This window comes from Nocardia cyriacigeorgica (assembly GCF_010858045.1).
Taxonomy (GTDB): Bacteria; Actinomycetota; Actinomycetes; order Mycobacteriales; family Mycobacteriaceae; genus Nocardia; species Nocardia cyriacigeorgica_E.
On record NZ_JAAGVC010000054.1, the window covers coordinates 1 to 15,907 of the forward strand.

The following is a 15,907-nucleotide window of genomic DNA, read 5'->3' on the forward strand; positions in this document are numbered from 1 at the left end:
ACCGTGGCCGCCCGCTCGGCGAGATCGTCCAGCGACGCCTCCCACAGCGGTCCGAGCCTGCTCTGCAACAACGCGGCGACCAGCGCCTGCTTGGACCCGAAGTGGTAGTGCACCGCGGCCGGGTTGACCTCGGCCGCGGCGCACACCGCGCGAATGGATACCCGCTCATAGCCCGATTCGAGCAGCAGGCGCTCGGCGGCCGCCAGCAGCCGCTCCCGGGTATCGGTGTCGACTCGACTCATGACACCGAGTAGAACACGTTTCAATCAGTGATTCAAGCAGTGATCGGAAGGCGGTCCTGTGCCCGCCGTGTTCGGCGTTGCGCCAGGTCAGAAAGCGCTACCGGTGGATGGCAGCGGGAAATGCCCACGGCCGTGGTGGCCTCGATCCCAGTCGTGGCGACCGTGGCGGCCCCGGTTCCAGTCGTGATCGTGGTCGTGGCCGCGATTCCAGCTGCCGTGCCCGCCGTGGCCGTGGCCGTGGCCGTGACCATGCCCGTGGCCATGACGCCCGTGACCGGGCCGTTCGGCGGCGTCGAGACCGTCCGCCGGTTCCAGCGCGACGGGCGCCGCGAAGGCGGGGACCGCGAGTGCGGTGATCGGTGCGAGAGCGAGTGTGGAGGCCACCGCGATCCTGGCGAGAGTGCGCCGGGTGCGGTTGTGCAAGTGATTGTTTCGGCTCATCGGAATTACCTCGTTCGATACGGTCGCCGAGCCGGAACGGCCCGGCCGTGGTGATCGCGGGCCCGTTCGGGAGAGCCGCAACCATCTATCGACGAGTAATGTACCGCTGAATAACGGCACGATCAATAGGTATACGATCCGGATGTTGGCCGGTGGTCCGGCTCACCGTTGACGAGCGGCGACCGGCCGGGAATAACCGGATGCCGGTGACGGCTATCCTTTACTGGTCATGAAGTCGGGTTTCCCGGGTCCGGTCAACGCTGCGCCCAAGACGGTCTACCTCGATCATGCGGCGACCACACCCATGGTGCCCGCCGCCATCGAGGCGATGACGGCTGCGCTGGGACTGGTCGGGAACGCCTCGTCGCTGCACGGATCGGGACGGGCGGCGCGGCGGCGGGTGGAAGAGGCGCGCGAATCCATCGCCGCCGATCTGGGCGCGCGGCCGTCGGAGGTCATCTTCACCGCGGGCGGCACCGAAAGCGACAATCTCGCGGTCAAGGGCATCTACTGGGCCCGCCGCGATGACGATCCGCGCCGCACCCGCATCATCGCCAGCGCGATCGAGCATCATGCGGTGGTCGATACGGTCGAATGGCTGGAACAGCACGAGGGTGCCAGCGTGACGTGGTTGCCCGTCGACGTCGACGGTGTGGTGTCGGTGACCGCCCTGCGCGCGGAGCTGATGGCGCACGCCGATGAGGTCGCGCTGGTGAGCGTCATGTGGGCGAACAACGAGATCGGCACCATCCAGCCGATCGCCGAACTCGCCGCGGTGGCAGCCGAATTCGGCGTGCCCATGCACAGCGACGCGGTGCAGGCGGCGGGGCAGGTGCCGATCGACTTCGGTGCCAGCGGACTGTCGGCGGCGAGTTTCGCCGGGCACAAGGTCGGCGGTCCGCACGGGATCGGCGTGCTGTTGCTCGGCAGGCAGGTGCCGTGCGTGCCGCTGCTGCACGGTGGCGGGCACGAGCGCGATCTGCGGTCGGGCACGGTCGATGTGGCCGCTGCGGTCGGTCTCGCGGCCGCCCTGCACGAGGCGGTGAGCGAATTGCCCGCACGCACCGTCGAATTGACGCGGCTGCGCGACGAACTGATCGCCGGCGTGCGGGAGCTGATCCCCGACGCCGTGCTCAACGGCCCGCACGACGAGCGCAGGCTCGCAGGCAACGCGCACTTCACCTTCGCAGGCTGCGAGGGCGATTCGCTGCTGATGCTGCTCGATGCCGCCGGTATCGAATGCTCCACCGGCTCGGCCTGCAATGCCGGGGTCGCCTCGCCCAGCCATGTATTGATCGCGATGGGCGTCGAGCCGTGGCAGGCGCGCGGATCATTGCGTTTTTCGCTGGGGCACACCAGTACCGGCGCGGATGTGCAGGCGCTGCTTGAGGTGCTGCCGCAAGTCGTCGAACGAGCCAGGGCCGCGGGCCTGGCCGGTGCGAAGGGAGGCCTCTGATGCGAGTACTCGCCGCGATGAGCGGTGGTGTGGATTCGGCGGTGGCCGCCGCGCGCGCCGTCGACGCGGGCCACGAGGTGGTCGGCGTCCATCTGGCGCTGTCGGCCACACCGGGCACGTTGCGCACCGGTTCCAGGGGCTGCTGCTCCAAGGAAGATGCCGGTGACGCCCGCAGGGCCGCCGACGTGCTCGGGATCCCGTTCTATGTCTGGGATTTCGCCGACCGCTTCAAGGAAGACGTGATCGACGATTTCGTGGCGGCCTACGCGGCGGGGGAGACCCCGAACCCGTGCCTGCGCTGCAACGAGAAGATCAAGTTCTCCGCCTTGGCCGATCGCGCGATCGCCCTCGGTTTCGACGCCGTCGTCACCGGCCACTACGCCCGCCTGTCCGATGGCGTGCTGCGCCGCGCGGTGGACGCCGACAAGGACCAGTCCTATGTGCTGGCCGTGCTGACCGCCGAGCAGCTCTCGCGGGCCATGTTCCCGGTCGGCGACACCCCGAAGCCGCAGATCCGCGCGGAGGCCGCCGAGCGCGGACTCGCGGTCGCGAACAAGCCGGACAGCCACGACATCTGCTTCATCCCCTCCGGTGATACCCGCGCGTTCCTCGGCGCCAAGATCGGCATCCGGCCCGGTGCCGTCGTCGATTCCGACGGCACCGAACTGGCCACCCACGACGGCGTGCACGGCTTCACCATCGGCCAGCGCAAGGGCCTCGGTCTGCCGGGCCCGGCCGCCGACGGCAAGCCGCGCTACGTCACCGAGATCGACCCCGACTCGGGCACCGTGAAGGTCGGTTCGGCCGAGGAGCTGCAGGTGTGGACGATCGAGGCCGATCGCGCGATCTGGACTTCGGGTTCGGCGCCGGATGGTCCGATCGAATGCGTGGTGCAGGTGCGCGCGCACGGTGGCACCGCCCCGGCGGTCGCCGAGGCCACCGGTTCCGGCTTGACGGTGCAGCTGCGTGAGCCGCTCACCGGTGTCGCCCGCGGCCAGGCCGTGGTGCTGTACCAGCCCGACGCCGACGGCGATCGGGTGATCGGCAGCGGCACCATCGCGGCGACCGCGCGCACGGCCGCGTCCGGCGCGCATCGGTGACCGACACCGTCGTCGCCCGGTGGCCGGGCCTGCCTGGTGCGAGCTGCGACATCGCGGGCGAAGGTGAACTGTGAGCACGGAAACACGAGCGGGCCTGCCCGCAGGCGTCGCGACCGCCATCGGCTCATGGCCCGGCACCGATCCTCGCGAGGCGGCCGCCATCTCGGTGGGTGAACTGCCGGGTCTGCCGCATCTGGTCGAGCTGCCCGACCGTGGGGTGGGCGCCGACATGATCGGCCGGGCCTCGGCACTGCTGGTCGACCTGCGGTTCGACACCACACCGCGCGGCTACCGGCTCGCGGACCGCCCGGGCGCGACCTCGCGCCGCGCGTCGGATCTGCTGCGCACCGATCTCGACGCGCTCGACGAGGCGTGGGAGACGGCGGGCCTTCGCGGCTCGGGCCGCACGGTCAAAGTGCAGTCCGTCGGCCCGCTGACGCTGGCCGCCGAGGTCGAATTGCGCTCCGGGCACCGGGCGCTCACCGATCCGGGCGCGCTGCGCGATCTGTCCGCCTCACTGGCCGAGGGCCTGGCCCAGCACGTGGCCGACGTGGGCAAACGCCTCGACGCCGAGGTCGTGCTGCAATTGGACGAACCCGGCCTGACCGCGGTACTCAATGGATCGCTGCGCGGCGTCAGCGTGCTCAACACCGTGCGCGCGCTGCCGGAACCCGAGGCGCTCGCGTTGCTCGATGCCGTCATCGCCGCACAGAACGTTCCCGTCCTTGTCCACACCTGCGCCGCCCCGCCCGCCCTGCCATTGCTGCGGCGTTGCGCCGCGACGGCCGTCGGCTTCGATCTGGCCACCATCGGCACCGCCGAACTCGACGCCATCGGCGAGCTCCTCGATGGCGGCACACAGCTGGTCCTCGGCCTGGTGCCGACCACAGCGCCGGCCACGCCGCTCGGCTGGCGCGAGATCGCCGAGCCCGGAGTGCGTTTGATCGACCGGCTCGGCTTCCCCCGCCGCACCCTCGCCGACCAGATCCTGGTGTCGCCGGCCTGTGGTCTGGCGACGGCGCCGCTCGACTGGGCTCGGCGTGCGCTTGCCCTCGCCAGGGACGTCGCGACCGCGTACTCCGATGAACCGGAGTCGCTGTCGTTCGACGGTTAGACCGGCGGCGCGCCGAAGGGCCTCGCGCCGGCGTATCCGCCCGGTGCGCAGTCGCGGCAGCGCGTGGACGTGCGTGAACGTGGCGGGAATTGTCGGTGGGCTCGGCTAATGTTCGACTCGTGAGTGACACCGGAAGCCCCGCCACCTCAGCGCCCGAGGAGACCGTGCCTGCCATGGATGCCGCCGCGCCGGCTGCCGAGTCCGCGAGCTCGCAGCAGCGTCAGGAATGGCAGCAACTGGCCGACGAGGTGCGCGAGCATCAGTTCCGCTACTACGTGCGTGACGCTCCGATCATCTCCGACGGCGAGTTCGACGCGCTGTTCCAGCGGCTGCTGGCCATGGAGGAGGCGCATCCGGATCTGCGCACGCCCGATTCGCCGACCCAGCTGGTCGGCGGCGGTTTCGCCACCGATTTCACCGCCGTCGACCATCTCGAACGCATGCTGTCGCTCGACAACGCCTTCGATTTCGACGAGCTGCGCTCCTGGGCCGCGCGCGTGGAGGCCGAAACCGGGCCGGGCCTGCACTATCTGTGCGAGGTGAAGATCGACGGTGTCGCGCTGAATCTGGTGTACGAGAAGGGCAAGCTGGTGCGCGGCGCCACCCGCGGCGACGGACGCACCGGTGAGGACGTCACCCTCAATGCCCGCACCATCGACGACATTCCCGGCGAGCTCACCGCCCACCCCGATCACCCGATTCCGGATCTGCTGGAAGTCCGCGGCGAGGTGTACTTCCGGCTCGAGGACTTCGAGACGCTGAACGCCGCCATCGTCGCCGAAGGCAAACCGCCCTACGCCAATCCGCGCAATACCGCCGCGGGTTCGCTGCGCCAGAAGGACCCGTCGGTCACCGCGCGGCGGCGGTTGCGGATGATCTGCCACGGCTTCGGCCGCATCGAGGGATACACGCCGAGTTCGCAGCACGAGGCCTACAACGCGCTGGCCGCGTGGGGGCTCCCGGTGTCCATGCACACCAAGCTGGTGCAGGGCGTCGACGCGGTGCTGGAACGGGTGGCCTACTGGGGCGAGCATCGCCACGATATCGAGCACGAGATCGACGGCCTGGTCGTCAAGGTCGACGAAATGGCGCTGCAGCGCCGACTCGGCTCCACCTCGCGGGCCCCGCGCTGGGCCATCGCGTACAAATATCCGCCCGAGGAAGCCACCACCAAGCTGCTCGATATCCAGGTCAATGTCGGCCGCACCGGCCGGGTCACCCCGTTCGCGGTGATGGCGCCGGTGAGCATCGCCGGGTCCACCGTCGCGATGGCCACCCTGCACAACGCCTCGGAGGTGCAGCGCAAGGGTGTGCTCATCGGCGACACGGTCACCATCCGTAAAGCCGGCGACGTGATCCCCGAGGTGCTCGGGCCCGTGGTCGACGCCCGCACGGGCGAGGAACGCGCCTTCGTGATGCCGACCCACTGCCCCGAATGTGGCACCGAACTCGCCCCGGAGAAGGAAGGCGACGCCGATATCCGCTGCCCCAACCAGCGGTTCTGCCCCGCCCAGCTGCGTGAACGGGTCTTCCACATGGCCGGGCGCGGCGCCTTCGACATCGAGGCGCTCGGCTATGAGGCCGCCGTCGACCTGCTCAAATCCGGGGCCATCACCGACGAGGGCGATCTGTTCGACCTCACCGATGAGCGCCTGCTCACCACCTCGCTGTTCGTCAACAAGAACGGCACACTCTCCACCAACGGGCGCCGGTTGCTCGACAATCTCGCCGCGGCCAAGAACCGCCCGCTGTGGCGGGTGCTGGTCGGGCTGTCCATCCGCCACGTCGGCCCCACCGCCGCCCGCGCGCTCGCCGCCGAATTCGGCAGCCTGGAGCGCATCAGCGAGGCCTCGGTCGAGGAGCTGTCGGCCACCGACGGCGTCGGCCCCACCATCGCCGTCGCGGTCGCGCAATGGTTCACCGTCGACTGGCATCGCGCCATTGTCGACAAATGGCGGGCCGCCGGGGTGCGGATGGAGGACGAACGCGACGAGTCCATCGAACGCAACCTCGAAGGCCTGTCGATCGTCGTCACCGGTTCGCTGGAAGGCTTCTCCCGCGACGGTGCCAAGGAAGCGATCATGGTGCGCGGCGGTAAGGCCGCTGGCTCGGTATCGAAGAAGACGGCCTTCGTCGTGGTCGGCGATTCCCCCGGATCCAAGGCCGCCAAGGCCGAGGAACTCGGCGTCCCCATCCTCGACGAAGACGGTTTCCGCACCCTGCTGGAATCGGGCCCGGACGCGGTGCGGCCCGCGTCGAGTGAGATCGAGACGCCCGCCGAGTAGCGCGCGGGATGGGGGGACGACTCGACGAGCGCGGCCGGTCGACCGGCGCTGTCCTAGCACCGGCCCAGCGGCTCTCCCCGGATTTCTACCGGCTATGGGGCGCCTACACGGTGAGCCAGATCGGTACCGCGCTCGGCGCCGGCGCGCTACCGATGGTGGCGATCCTCGTGCTCGACGCCTCGAACCTGCAGGTGTCGTTACTGGCGGCCATGGCAGGCGCGGCGAGCGCGGCCATCGCCCTGCCGATGGGTTCGTTCATCGATTTCCGGCGGAAACGCCCGATCATGGTGTGGGCGGACCTGCTCGTCTTCGCGGCGTTGGCCAGTGTGCCCGCGGCCGCATGGCTCGGTGTGCTCACCTACGCGCAGCTGTGCGTGGTCGTCACGGTGCAGACGGTGTGTGCGATCGTCTTCAACGCCGCCAACGGCGCGTACCTGAAATCGCTTGTGCCGCAGGAGCAGCGAATCGGCGCCAACAGCCGGATGGAGACGACGTTCTGGACCGCCTCCACCCTTGGCGCGCCGGTCGGCGGCGCGCTCATCGCGATCTTCGGTCTGACGCTCACCGTCCTCATCGACGCCGTCAGCTATCTGCTCGCGGCGCTCGGAATCCGCAGCATCCGCACCCCCGAGCCGAACCCGCCCGGCCGACGCCCGCACCGTCATCGGCTCGCCGAGCTCCGCACCGGCTGGGCCGTTATCTTCGGCCATCCGGCGCTGCATCGGCTGTTCTGGAACGCGATGGTCTTCGGCGGGTCCATCCTGATGACCACACCGCTGATGGCGCTGCTCATGCTGCGTGAACTGGGTTTCGCGCCTTGGCCATACGGGCTCTCGCTCGGCCTGCCATGCGTGGGAGGGTTGATCGGGTCGATCTGCGCACCCGGACTGGTCCGCGCCTTCGGCGAACGGACCGTGCTGCTCGGATTCGGCGCCCTGCGCACCTGCTGGCTCGCGCCGCTGCTGCTCGCGGGCCCGAATCCGCTCGGCCTGGTCATCATCATCGCCACCGAAACCCTGCTGCTGTTCTGCGCGGGTGTGTTCAACCCGGTGTTCACCACATTCCGGATGAACAACACCGCCGACGGGCAGATGGCTCGGGTCGGCACCGCGTGGTCGATCAGCTCCAAATGCGCGCAGCCGCTGTTCATCGCCGCCGGTGGTTTGCTCGCGGCCGCGGTCGGGCTGCGGTGCGCCATCGCCGTCGCCGCGATCGTCGTCATCGCGAGTTCGGTGCTGCTTCCCTGGCGCCACATGTCACCGGCACAGCAGTGACGTTCAGCGGGCCGGTTCGGACGGCAGCCAGGAACGGCCGGGCTCGGTCCAGTTGTTGGCCTTGATCATCCGGCGCGCGTCGCGCTGGTTGCGGCCGATCAGGCGATCCAGATAGAGGTGGCCGGCCAGATGGTCGGTCTCGTGCTGGAAACAGCGGGCCAGATAGGCGGTGGTGGCTTCGACGGTGACCGGGCTTCCGGTGACGTCGACGCCGGTGATCTTCGCGTACCCGGCGCGCCCGGTGGGGAACCATTCGCCGGGCACCGACAGGCAGCCTTCGAGGTCGTCATCGGGGTCGGGCATGGTCTCGGGCAGCGCGGAGGTTTCCAGGACCGGGTTGATCACGTGTCCGCGGTGGTGGACGCCCTCGTCGACCAGGTCGTAGACGAATGCCGCGCGGGGATCGCCGACCTGGTTCGCGGCGAGTCCGGCGCCATTGGCCGCGGTGTTGGTCTCGAAGAGGTCGTCGATGAACGCGCGCAGTTCGTCGTCGAACACGGTGACCGGGGTGGCCGGTGTGGTCAACCGGGGATCGCCCGCGATGAGGATGGGTCGCACAGTCATGCAATGCAGAGTACTCAAATCCGAGTACTCGTGGCAGACTGGCACGGTGAACGAGACTCGGCTGTTCGTCCTGGCCGCACTGGCCAAACGCGGCCCTATGCACGGCCATCAGCTGCGCCGCGATGCCCGGCTCGACCGCGCCGACCTGTGGTCGCGGGTCAAACCCGGTTCGCTCTACAGCGCTCTGCACCGGATGGCCGACGAAGGCCTCATCCGCGCGCTGCGCACCGAGCAGCCCGGCGCGCTACCGGCTCGCACCGTCTACGAGGTCACCGACGAAGGCTTGCGGGAATTGCGCGCACTGCGCGATGAAGCCTTCACCGAGATCGACATCCGGCCCGACCCTGTCGATCTCGCCCTCGCCGTCAGCGCCGATCTCGACCGGGAACTGTTGCGCGGCTACCTCGACGACCGGATCGCCGCCCTGCGGGCCCGTGCCTCGCACATCGAACACCTCCTCGATCGGCGCTGGCCGGATCAGAGCGCGGCCGACGACCTCATCGCCGAGCACGCCCGCATGCGCATCCGCAGTGAAATCGACTGGCACGAAAAGGTCCTGGCAGATCTGGACAAGCTCGATCAACCGCACTGATCCGGCGACGCGGCCCCCTCGCCGCACCGGTCTGTGGTCGAGCCGGGTGACGGCGGGTGGCGCCGCGCCCGTCTCCCACTGACTGGACACACCGCTGCCTCCGCCGATCCGCCGACCCTACTGTGACCCGCACCACGCCGATGACGTAGTTGCCGAGCACAGGAGAACCGGATGAGCGCCCGCATCCCCGTCACCCCGATCGCCGCCGCCGATATCGCGGCCTACGACCACGAAACAGACGTCCTCGTGGTCGGTTACGGCTGCGCGGGAGCCGCCGCCGCACTCGACGCCGATGCCGCCGGGGCCGCGGTGATCCTGCTGGAACGGCAGAGCGGCGGTGGCGGTTCGTCGGCGCTGTCCGGCGGTGAGATGTATCTCGGCGGCGGCACACCCATCCAGCAGGCCTGCGGATTCGACGACACCGCAGCGGATATGGAGAAGTTTCTGCTCGCCGCGCTCGGGCCCGACGCGGACCAGGAGAAGGTGGGGCTCTACAGCCGCGAGAGCGTCGCGCATTACCAGTGGCTGACCGGACACGGCGTACCGTTCAAGCCTTCGCTGTGGGATTCGCCGACCTGGGTGCCGCCCACCGATGACGGCCTGATGTGGATGGGGGAGAACGCCTATCCGTTCAACGAGATCGCCACGCCTGCCCCGCGCGGGCACCGCGTCACCTCCGACGGCTTCGGCGGCAAGGTGCTGATGGCGGTGCTGAGCGAGGCCGTGGACCGCACCGATATCGCGGTGCACACCGATACCGCCGCGCTGCGGTTGATCGTCGACGGCACTCGCGTCGTCGGCGTGGCGGCGCGGCATTTCGGTGCCACGGTGACCTACCGGGCGCGCCGCGGTGTCGTCCTCACCACCGGCGGGTTCGCCGACAACGCGGAGATGCTCGCCCAGCACGCGCCGCAGCTGGTGGGGCTCGGTGTCAACAGCGATGGCGGCGACGACGGACGCGGCATCGTCATCGCGCAGGCCGTCGGCGCGGCGGTGAAGCACATGTCCGCCGGACAGGTCGGCATCTCGCTGGTGCCGGGGATGATGGTGCGCGGCATGATCGTCAACGATGTGGGCCAGCGGTTCATCAACGAGGACGTCTACCCCGGTCTGGTCGGCCAGGCCGCCCTGTTCACCCACAACCTGCGGGTGTGGGTGATCCTCGACGAGCAGGCCTACGAAGAGGTGCCGGTCGACGAACGCTGGGGCGTGCAGCCACATTTCGTCGCCGAGACCCTTGCCGAACTCGAGCAGGAGATCGGCATGCCCGAGGGTGCGTTGCAGCGCACCGTCGGCGAATACAACAGGTACGCCGAGCGCGGTGAAGACCCGTACTTCCACAAGTCGGCGCGCTGGCTGCGGCCGCTGCGCTCACCGTTCGCCGCGATCGACGTGCGCCGTGGCATGGCCCCGCCCGAATACGGTGACGGCGGGACCGCGGGCGGTGGCGCCGAGGTGTTCACCATCGGCGGGCTGCGCACCACCGTCGACGGGCACGTCCTCGATCTCGACGGCGAGCCGATCCCCGGCCTGTTCGCCGCGGGCCGGGCCACCTCCGGCCTGCACTCGTGGGGCTATATCAGCGGAACCTCGCTCGGCGACGGTACCTTCTTCGGCCGCCGCGCGGGCCGGGCCGCCGCGGCGCAGTAGCCGCGCCTGCCGCGAGCCGATGTCGCGATAACTGCGCGGAGCGGGAAGGATGGCCCGCATGCTGCGCAGTTTTCAGGTGACCAATCACAAATCGCTGGCCGACCGGCAGGAGTTGCGGTTGAGTCGCGGATCCGGCCCGGTCGCGGTGCCGGTGACGGCGGTCCACGGCGCCGCGGGTGCGGGCAAGTCCAGCCTGATCGATGCGCTCGGCCAGATGCGTGACGCGGTGCTGCATTCGGTCACCGGCTGGGATCCGTATGCGGGGCCGGTGCGTTCGCCGCATCTCGGGTTCGCCGATCGCCCGACCGAGTTCGTGGCCTCGTTCGTGGCCGAGGGCTGCCCGTACACCTATGGCTTCGCACTCGACAATGCCGACGTCATCGCGGAATGGCTGTACGCGCACCCGCGTTCGCGTAAGCGGATCGTGTTCGAGCGCACGGGCGAACAGATCAAGATCGGTCCGATGTTCGAGGCGGCGCGCTACGGGATCAGCGCGCTGGCGCCGCTGGTGCGGCCGAACTCGCTGCTGCTGAGCCTGGCGGGGCAGATGTATGCCGAGGCGCTGGTGCCTGCCTACCGCTGGTTCGAATCGATGCTCGAGGTGCAGCGCGGGCCGGTCGAACCGGAACGGGTCGAACACCTGGTGGGCAGCCACATCTCCCGGTCCGCGGAGAACGCCGCCCGGCTGCTGACCCTGCTGCGCACCGTAGACCTCGGCATCACCGATCTGCTGATCGCCGAGAACGATCCGCTCTACGCCGATTACCTGCGCGAACTCGACGTCGATATCGCCGGGCTCACCGAGCAGGCCGAGCGGGCGGTGTCCTCGCCCGCCTACGCCGAGTCGCTGCTCAGTGACAACGGCGTCACCCCCGTGCTGCTGGAACGCGAGCTGACCAATCTGAAGAACGCGCGCGACGCCCTCTACGAGCGGATGGTGGACCGTCGCGGTGTCGGGCTGCGGCTGGTGCACGAGGGCATCGACGTCCCGTTCCACATCGGCGACGAATCCACCGCCACGCTCACCTTGCTGCGGCTGCTGCCGACCATGCTCGACGCGCTCGACTCGGGCAAGGTGCTGGCCGTCGACGACATCGGCGGGCAGCTACCCGCCGAGGAGACCGACCGGCTGATCCAGCTGTTCCAGAACCCCGAAACCAATGCCCGTGGCGCCCAATTGATCTTCACCACCAACAACCGCACCCTGATCGACCGGGGCAACGGCCGGTCGAGCCGGACCCGCTCCTCGGTCTGGCAATTGCGCCGCACCGAGCACGGCACCAGCGAACTCACCCAGCGCTGAGCGCCGCCGCCGGCCGGGTCGCCACTAGGCTGTGCTCATGCTGGAATTCGCGATGCTGGTGATCATGGTCGGCGCTCTGGCCGGGATGATCGCGCTGGTCCTGCGCGGCCGTCGCGGCGTCCGGCTGTCCGAGCCGGAGGTCGGCACGCTCTACGTCACCGGGGTGAGTCCGCGCCCCGACGACCTCACCGGGGAGCAGTACGTGACCATCACCGGCAACCTGACCGGTCCGATGGTCGAGGGCGCGGTCGTCTACGGCCGCTTCGCCTGGGACGTGAACAACTGGCCGTCCATCGGCGACACCTTCACCGTCGCCTACCCGCCGGGCAAACCGGACAAATGGCAGCTGTACAGCCCCGGCGCCGCGGGGTAGCCCGGCGCCCGCCCCGGAGCCGGGCGCGCTCGCGATGGCAGGATGCTGGCATGGGTGTGAATGCCGAGCCGATCGTCCGGGACGCACTGCCGGGGGAGTACGCGACAGTGTCGGAGCTGACCGTCGAGGTGTACGTCGGCGAGGGCTATGTGCCCGCAGGCAACCCTTACGTGCACGAACTCGCCGATGTCGAGCATCGGGCGGCGTCGGCGCAGGTGCTGGTGGCGGTGCACGAGGATCGAGTGGTCGGCTCGTTGACCGTGGCCCGCCCGGGGACGCCGTATGCGGAGATCGCGCGGCCCGGCGAATTGGAGTTCCGGATGCTCGCCGTCGACAAACGTGCCCGCGGTCTCGGGGTCGGGACGACGCTGGTGCGGACGGTGATCGAGATGGCTGCGGCGCAGGGGTTCGACGCGGTGGTGCTGACCACGATGGCGCCGATGGTCGACGCCAGGCGCATCTACGACCGATTCGGTTTCGTCCCGGTGCCCGAACGGAATTGGCACACCGAGGACGGCCAGCCGCTCACGGTGCTGCGCTTGCCCCTGGCCGGCTGAGCGGAGGGTTCGGTCGTCGCGTCGAGCCGCGGATCAGCCGAGGACAGTGGCCACGATGCCGGCCAGATAGCCGAGCCGCGCGACCTCCGAGGGCCGGAAGTCGGGTCCGCCGGGGCGTCCGAGCAGCAGCACCTTGCTGGAATCGCCCAGCGGGGCGGCCGCGAGTTTGGTGTCCATATCGCGCCAGATCTCGGGCACCCAGTCGGCCTCGGGATCGAGCACGGTCGGCTTGTTCAGTGGCATCCACGGCGCCGAGGAGGCCTGGGTTTCCGGGGCACTCTGGCTGCCGACGACGCGGTAGGCGCCCTGCGGGCCGAGGTCGAGAATGGTGCTCCAGCCGACGCGCAGCACCCGGGGCGCGCCGTCGACGAGCACCTGTAATCGGTCGTCGCGGGCGCTGGCGACCTGGTCGATCAACTCGAGCTCGCGGTGCGTGTCCAGCACTCCGGAGTACGGCCGGATCGAATCGACGCGCACATCGCTGATCGATTCCGCGGCGGTGATCAAGGTGTCGGGCAATGCCCCCGGCGACACTTCGACGACCAGATCGTCGACCGCGAAGCCTGCCCCGCGTTCCACGACATCCAGGGAGAGGATGTCGGCGCCCACGGAGCCGAGTGCGAGTGCGAGTGCACCGAGGCTTCCCGGACGATCCGGAAGTTGCACGCGGAGCAGGTAAGACACGTGCTGTCCTTTCCTTGGCGGCCGAGCCTGGCGAACGTATACCCGGTCTGGCAATCCTTACACCCTCGAGCGCTGGTTATCGAGTCGAAAGTTTCCGTGATCCACTCGGTTTGCCGATGCTTCCGGTGATTTCAGCATGTCGGTCGGATGTCTCGTAGATGTATCGAACATGAACCAGTCGTGAACGAAGCGGTGTCGATCCATGGCGTGCCGCCGGCGCGATGAGGGCTGCGGTGGGCGATGTGCCGACCGGATACCTGTCTCGGCGCGGGATCGGCGCCGGCGTCGGCGCGACCGAGGGAGCGACGCGCTGGGCGCGGGAAGGGCGCGGCGGGCCGGTCGCTAGGCTATGCGTGGCTGTCGCGTATGCAGCGGTATCAGACGCTGTACGCAACGCACGTCCGTCCACGCGCAACTTTCGAAAGGGGTCCGCGGTGCCCGCCATCTCCCGCGACGAGGTCGCCCACCTCGCCCGGCTGTCCAGGCTCGCCCTGACCGACGACGAACTGGATCAGTTCGCCGGTCAGCTGGATTCGATCCTCAGCCACGTGCGGACCATCTCCGAGGTCGCCGCCGCCGACGTCCCCGCCACCGCCTCGCCGAACCCGGCGACCAATGTCACCCGCCCGGACGTGGTGGTGCCCGGCCTGACCCCGAACGAGGCCCTCTCGGGTGCGCCCGCGGTCGAAGAGCAGCGGTTCATGGTGCCGCAGATTCTCGGGGAGGAAGAATGAGTTCAGCATCGCAGAGCGATTCCGTGAGGGGCGGTGGCCGGGCGACGGGTGGGCGCGACTTGACGCAGCTGTCGGCGGCGGAGCTGGCCGGCAAGATCCACTCCCGCGAGGTCACCTCCACGCAGGTCACCCAGGCGCATCTGGACCGCATCGCCGAGGTCGACGGCGAATACAACGCCTTCCTGCACGTCGCCGGTGAGCAGGCGCTCGAGGCCGCCACGGCGGTGGACGCCGCGCTGGACGCGGGGCAGGCGCCGGCCTCCCCGCTGGCCGGAGTTCCATTGGCGCTCAAGGACGTGTTCACCACGACCGATATGCCGACCACCTGCGCGTCGAAGATCCTGGAAGGCTGGGTGTCGCCGTACGACGCCACGCTGACCACCCGGCTGCGCGAGGCGGGAATCCCGATCCTCGGCAAGACCAATATGGACGAGTTCGCCATGGGTTCGTCCACCGAGAACTCCGCCTACGGGCCGACCAAGAACCCGTGGGACACCACCCGCATCCCGGGCGGATCCGGCGGTGGTTCGGCCGCGGCGCTGGCCTCGTATCAGGCGCCGTTGGCGATCGGCACCGATACCGGTGGCTCGATCCGGCAGCCCGCCGCGGTCACCGCGACCGTCGGCACCAAGCCCACCTACGGCACCGTCTCGCGTTTCGGCCTGGTCGCCTGCGCGTCCTCGCTGGATCAGGGCGGCCCGTGCGGGCGCACGGTGCTCGACACCGCGCTGCTGCACGAGGTGATCGCGGGCCACGATCCACGTGATTCCACCTCGCGCGATGTGCCCGTCCCCGCGGTGGTCGCCGCGGCGCGCGCCGGCGCGAGCGGTGATCTGCGCGGGGTGAAGGTCGGTGTGGTCAAGGAATTGCATTCCGACAGCTATCAGCCCGGTGTGCTCGAATCCTTCGATGCCGCCGTCGCGGTGCTGAAGGAGCTCGGGGCCGAGGTGATCGAGGTGTCGTGCCCGCACTTCGAATACGCGCTGTCCTCGTACTACCTGGTCATGCCGAGCGAGGTGTCGTCGAACCTGGCCCGCTTCGATGCCATGCGCTACGGCCTGCGCGTCGACGACGACGGCGCGCACAGTGCCGAACAGGTGATGGCCGCGACCCGCGCCGCCGGTTTCGGTCCCGAGGTCAAGCGCCGCATCATGATCGGCACCTACGCGCTGTCGGCCGGCTACTACGACGAGTACTACGGCCAGGCGCTCAAGGTCCGCACCCTGATCGCCCGCGATTTCGACGCCGCCTACGAGCAGGTCGACGTCCTGGTCTCGCCGACCAGCCCGTTCACCCCCTGGAAGCTGGGGGAGAAGGTCGACGACCCGCTGGCGATGTACCTGTCGGACCTGTGCACCCTGCCCACCAACCTGGCCGGTCATCCGGCGATGTCGGTGCCGTCGGGGCTGAGCAAGGACGACGGCATGCCCGTCGGCCTGCAGATCATGGCGCCGGCGCTGGCCGACGACCGGCTGTACCGGGTGGGTGCGGCCTATGAGGCGGCCAGGGGCCCGATCGCCTGAGTTCGCGACGATCCC

At 69.4% G+C, this 15,907-nt stretch carries 16 protein-coding genes; 12 read left to right on the plus strand and 4 right to left on the minus strand.

The window, feature by feature from the left end:
• Positions 1-242 (minus strand): TetR/AcrR family transcriptional regulator (locus GV790_RS26620; protein ID WP_163817187.1); only part of this gene is annotated, 242 nt, incomplete at its 3' end.
• Positions 243-329: 87 nt separating this feature from the next.
• Positions 330-683 carry a hypothetical protein gene (locus GV790_RS26625; RefSeq protein ID WP_163817189.1) on the minus strand — a complete coding sequence of 118 codons (354 nt, stop codon included), beginning with the start codon at positions 681-683 and terminating at the stop codon, positions 330-332.
• Positions 684-912: 229 nt separating this feature from the next.
• Here GV790_RS26625 and GV790_RS26630 point away from each other — a divergent pair, with 229 nt between their 5' ends.
• The 5 genes from GV790_RS26630 to GV790_RS26650 all read left to right on the plus strand — a co-directional run bounded on the left by GV790_RS26630 (position 913) and on the right by GV790_RS26650 (position 7,912).
• Positions 913-2,139: a cysteine desulfurase family protein gene (locus GV790_RS26630; protein WP_163817191.1), complete on the plus strand. Its 1,227-nt coding sequence runs from the start codon at positions 913-915 to the stop codon at positions 2,137-2,139.
• Positions 2,139-3,239 (plus strand): tRNA 2-thiouridine(34) synthase MnmA, encoded by a 1,101-nt coding sequence (gene mnmA / locus GV790_RS26635; RefSeq protein WP_163817193.1) that lies wholly within the window; start codon positions 2,139-2,141, stop codon positions 3,237-3,239. The genes GV790_RS26630 and mnmA overlap by 1 nt, the downstream gene beginning before the upstream one ends.
• Positions 3,240-3,309: 70 nt before the next feature.
• The gene (locus tag GV790_RS26640; protein WP_163817195.1) at positions 3,310-4,353 is read left to right on the plus strand and encodes a methionine synthase; all 1,044 of its coding nucleotides are present in this window, start codon (positions 3,310-3,312) and stop codon (positions 4,351-4,353) included.
• 173 nt (positions 4,354-4,526) lie between these two features.
• On the plus strand, positions 4,527-6,638 hold the full coding sequence (gene ligA, locus GV790_RS26645) for an NAD-dependent DNA ligase LigA (RefSeq protein WP_163817232.1): 2,112 nt from the start codon (positions 4,527-4,529) through the stop codon (positions 6,636-6,638).
• Between the two features lie 8 nt (positions 6,639-6,646).
• Entirely contained in the window at positions 6,647-7,912 is a 1,266-nt protein-coding gene (locus GV790_RS26650; RefSeq protein WP_163817197.1) for an MFS transporter, read from the plus strand.
• Positions 7,913-7,915: 3 nt separating this feature from the next.
• Here GV790_RS26650 and GV790_RS26655 read toward each other — a convergent pair whose 3' ends face one another.
• Positions 7,916-8,476, minus strand: coding sequence for a peptide deformylase (locus GV790_RS26655; protein WP_163817199.1), 561 nt, complete (start codon positions 8,474-8,476; stop codon positions 7,916-7,918).
• A gap of 46 nt (positions 8,477-8,522) precedes the next feature.
• On the opposite strand from GV790_RS26655, the gene GV790_RS26660 reads away from it, so the two are divergent.
• The 5 genes from GV790_RS26660 (at position 8,523) to GV790_RS26680 (ending at position 12,951) form a co-directional block, all read left to right on the plus strand.
• Positions 8,523-9,068, plus strand: a complete 546-nt coding sequence (locus tag GV790_RS26660) for a PadR family transcriptional regulator (RefSeq protein ID WP_163817201.1) — start codon at positions 8,523-8,525, stop codon at positions 9,066-9,068.
• A gap of 171 nt (positions 9,069-9,239) precedes the next feature.
• Positions 9,240-10,718 carry an FAD-dependent oxidoreductase gene (locus tag GV790_RS26665; protein ID WP_163817203.1) on the plus strand — a complete coding sequence of 493 codons (1,479 nt, stop codon included), beginning with the start codon at positions 9,240-9,242 and terminating at the stop codon, positions 10,716-10,718.
• A 58-nt stretch (positions 10,719-10,776) separates the two neighbouring features.
• Positions 10,777-12,021, plus strand: coding sequence for an AAA family ATPase (locus GV790_RS26670; protein WP_163817205.1), 1,245 nt, complete (start codon positions 10,777-10,779; stop codon positions 12,019-12,021).
• Between the two features lie 37 nt (positions 12,022-12,058).
• On the plus strand, positions 12,059-12,394 hold the full coding sequence (locus GV790_RS26675; protein ID WP_163817207.1) for a hypothetical protein: 336 nt from the start codon (positions 12,059-12,061) through the stop codon (positions 12,392-12,394).
• Between the two features lie 50 nt (positions 12,395-12,444).
• A complete protein-coding gene (locus GV790_RS26680) occupies positions 12,445-12,951 on the plus strand; it encodes a GNAT family N-acetyltransferase (protein WP_163817209.1) in 507 nt (168 codons plus the stop codon).
• A 33-nt stretch (positions 12,952-12,984) separates the two neighbouring features.
• Here the strand turns inward: GV790_RS26680 and GV790_RS26685 are convergent, their stop codons facing one another.
• The gene (locus tag GV790_RS26685) at positions 12,985-13,635 is read right to left on the minus strand and encodes an amino acid-binding protein (protein WP_036538548.1); all 651 of its coding nucleotides are present in this window, start codon (positions 13,633-13,635) and stop codon (positions 12,985-12,987) included.
• 434 nt (positions 13,636-14,069) lie between these two features.
• Between GV790_RS26685 and gatC the strand changes: the two genes are divergently transcribed.
• A complete protein-coding gene (gene gatC / locus GV790_RS26690) occupies positions 14,070-14,369 on the plus strand; it encodes an Asp-tRNA(Asn)/Glu-tRNA(Gln) amidotransferase subunit GatC (RefSeq protein WP_163817211.1) in 300 nt (99 codons plus the stop codon).
• Positions 14,366-15,892, plus strand: a complete 1,527-nt coding sequence (gatA, locus tag GV790_RS26695) for an Asp-tRNA(Asn)/Glu-tRNA(Gln) amidotransferase subunit GatA (RefSeq protein ID WP_163817213.1) — start codon at positions 14,366-14,368, stop codon at positions 15,890-15,892. Before gatC ends, gatA begins: the two co-directional genes overlap by 4 nt.
• The last annotated feature ends 15 nt before the right edge of the window (positions 15,893-15,907 follow it).

Bases quoted from the DNA above. Each gene is read 5' to 3' on its own strand.
- gatA (WP_163817213.1), top strand. From the start codon at position 14,366: ATGAGTTCAGCATCGCAGAGCGATTCCGTGAGGGGCGGTGGCCGGGCG.
- GV790_RS26625 (WP_163817189.1), bottom strand. From the start codon at position 683: ATGAGCCGAAACAATCACTTGCACAACCGCACCCGGCGCACTCTCGCC.
- ligA (WP_163817232.1), top strand. From the start codon at position 4,527: ATGGATGCCGCCGCGCCGGCTGCCGAGTCCGCGAGCTCGCAGCAGCGT.
- GV790_RS26675 (WP_163817207.1), top strand. From the start codon at position 12,059: ATGCTGGAATTCGCGATGCTGGTGATCATGGTCGGCGCTCTGGCCGGG.
- GV790_RS26650 (WP_163817197.1), top strand. From the start codon at position 6,647: ATGGGGGGACGACTCGACGAGCGCGGCCGGTCGACCGGCGCTGTCCTA.
- GV790_RS26630 (WP_163817191.1), top strand. From the start codon at position 913: ATGAAGTCGGGTTTCCCGGGTCCGGTCAACGCTGCGCCCAAGACGGTC.
- mnmA (WP_163817193.1), top strand. From the start codon at position 2,139: ATGCGAGTACTCGCCGCGATGAGCGGTGGTGTGGATTCGGCGGTGGCC.
- GV790_RS26680 (WP_163817209.1), top strand. From the start codon at position 12,445: ATGGGTGTGAATGCCGAGCCGATCGTCCGGGACGCACTGCCGGGGGAG.
- GV790_RS26655 (WP_163817199.1), bottom strand. From the start codon at position 8,476: ATGACTGTGCGACCCATCCTCATCGCGGGCGATCCCCGGTTGACCACA.
- GV790_RS26670 (WP_163817205.1), top strand. From the start codon at position 10,777: ATGCTGCGCAGTTTTCAGGTGACCAATCACAAATCGCTGGCCGACCGG.
- GV790_RS26665 (WP_163817203.1), top strand. From the start codon at position 9,240: ATGAGCGCCCGCATCCCCGTCACCCCGATCGCCGCCGCCGATATCGCG.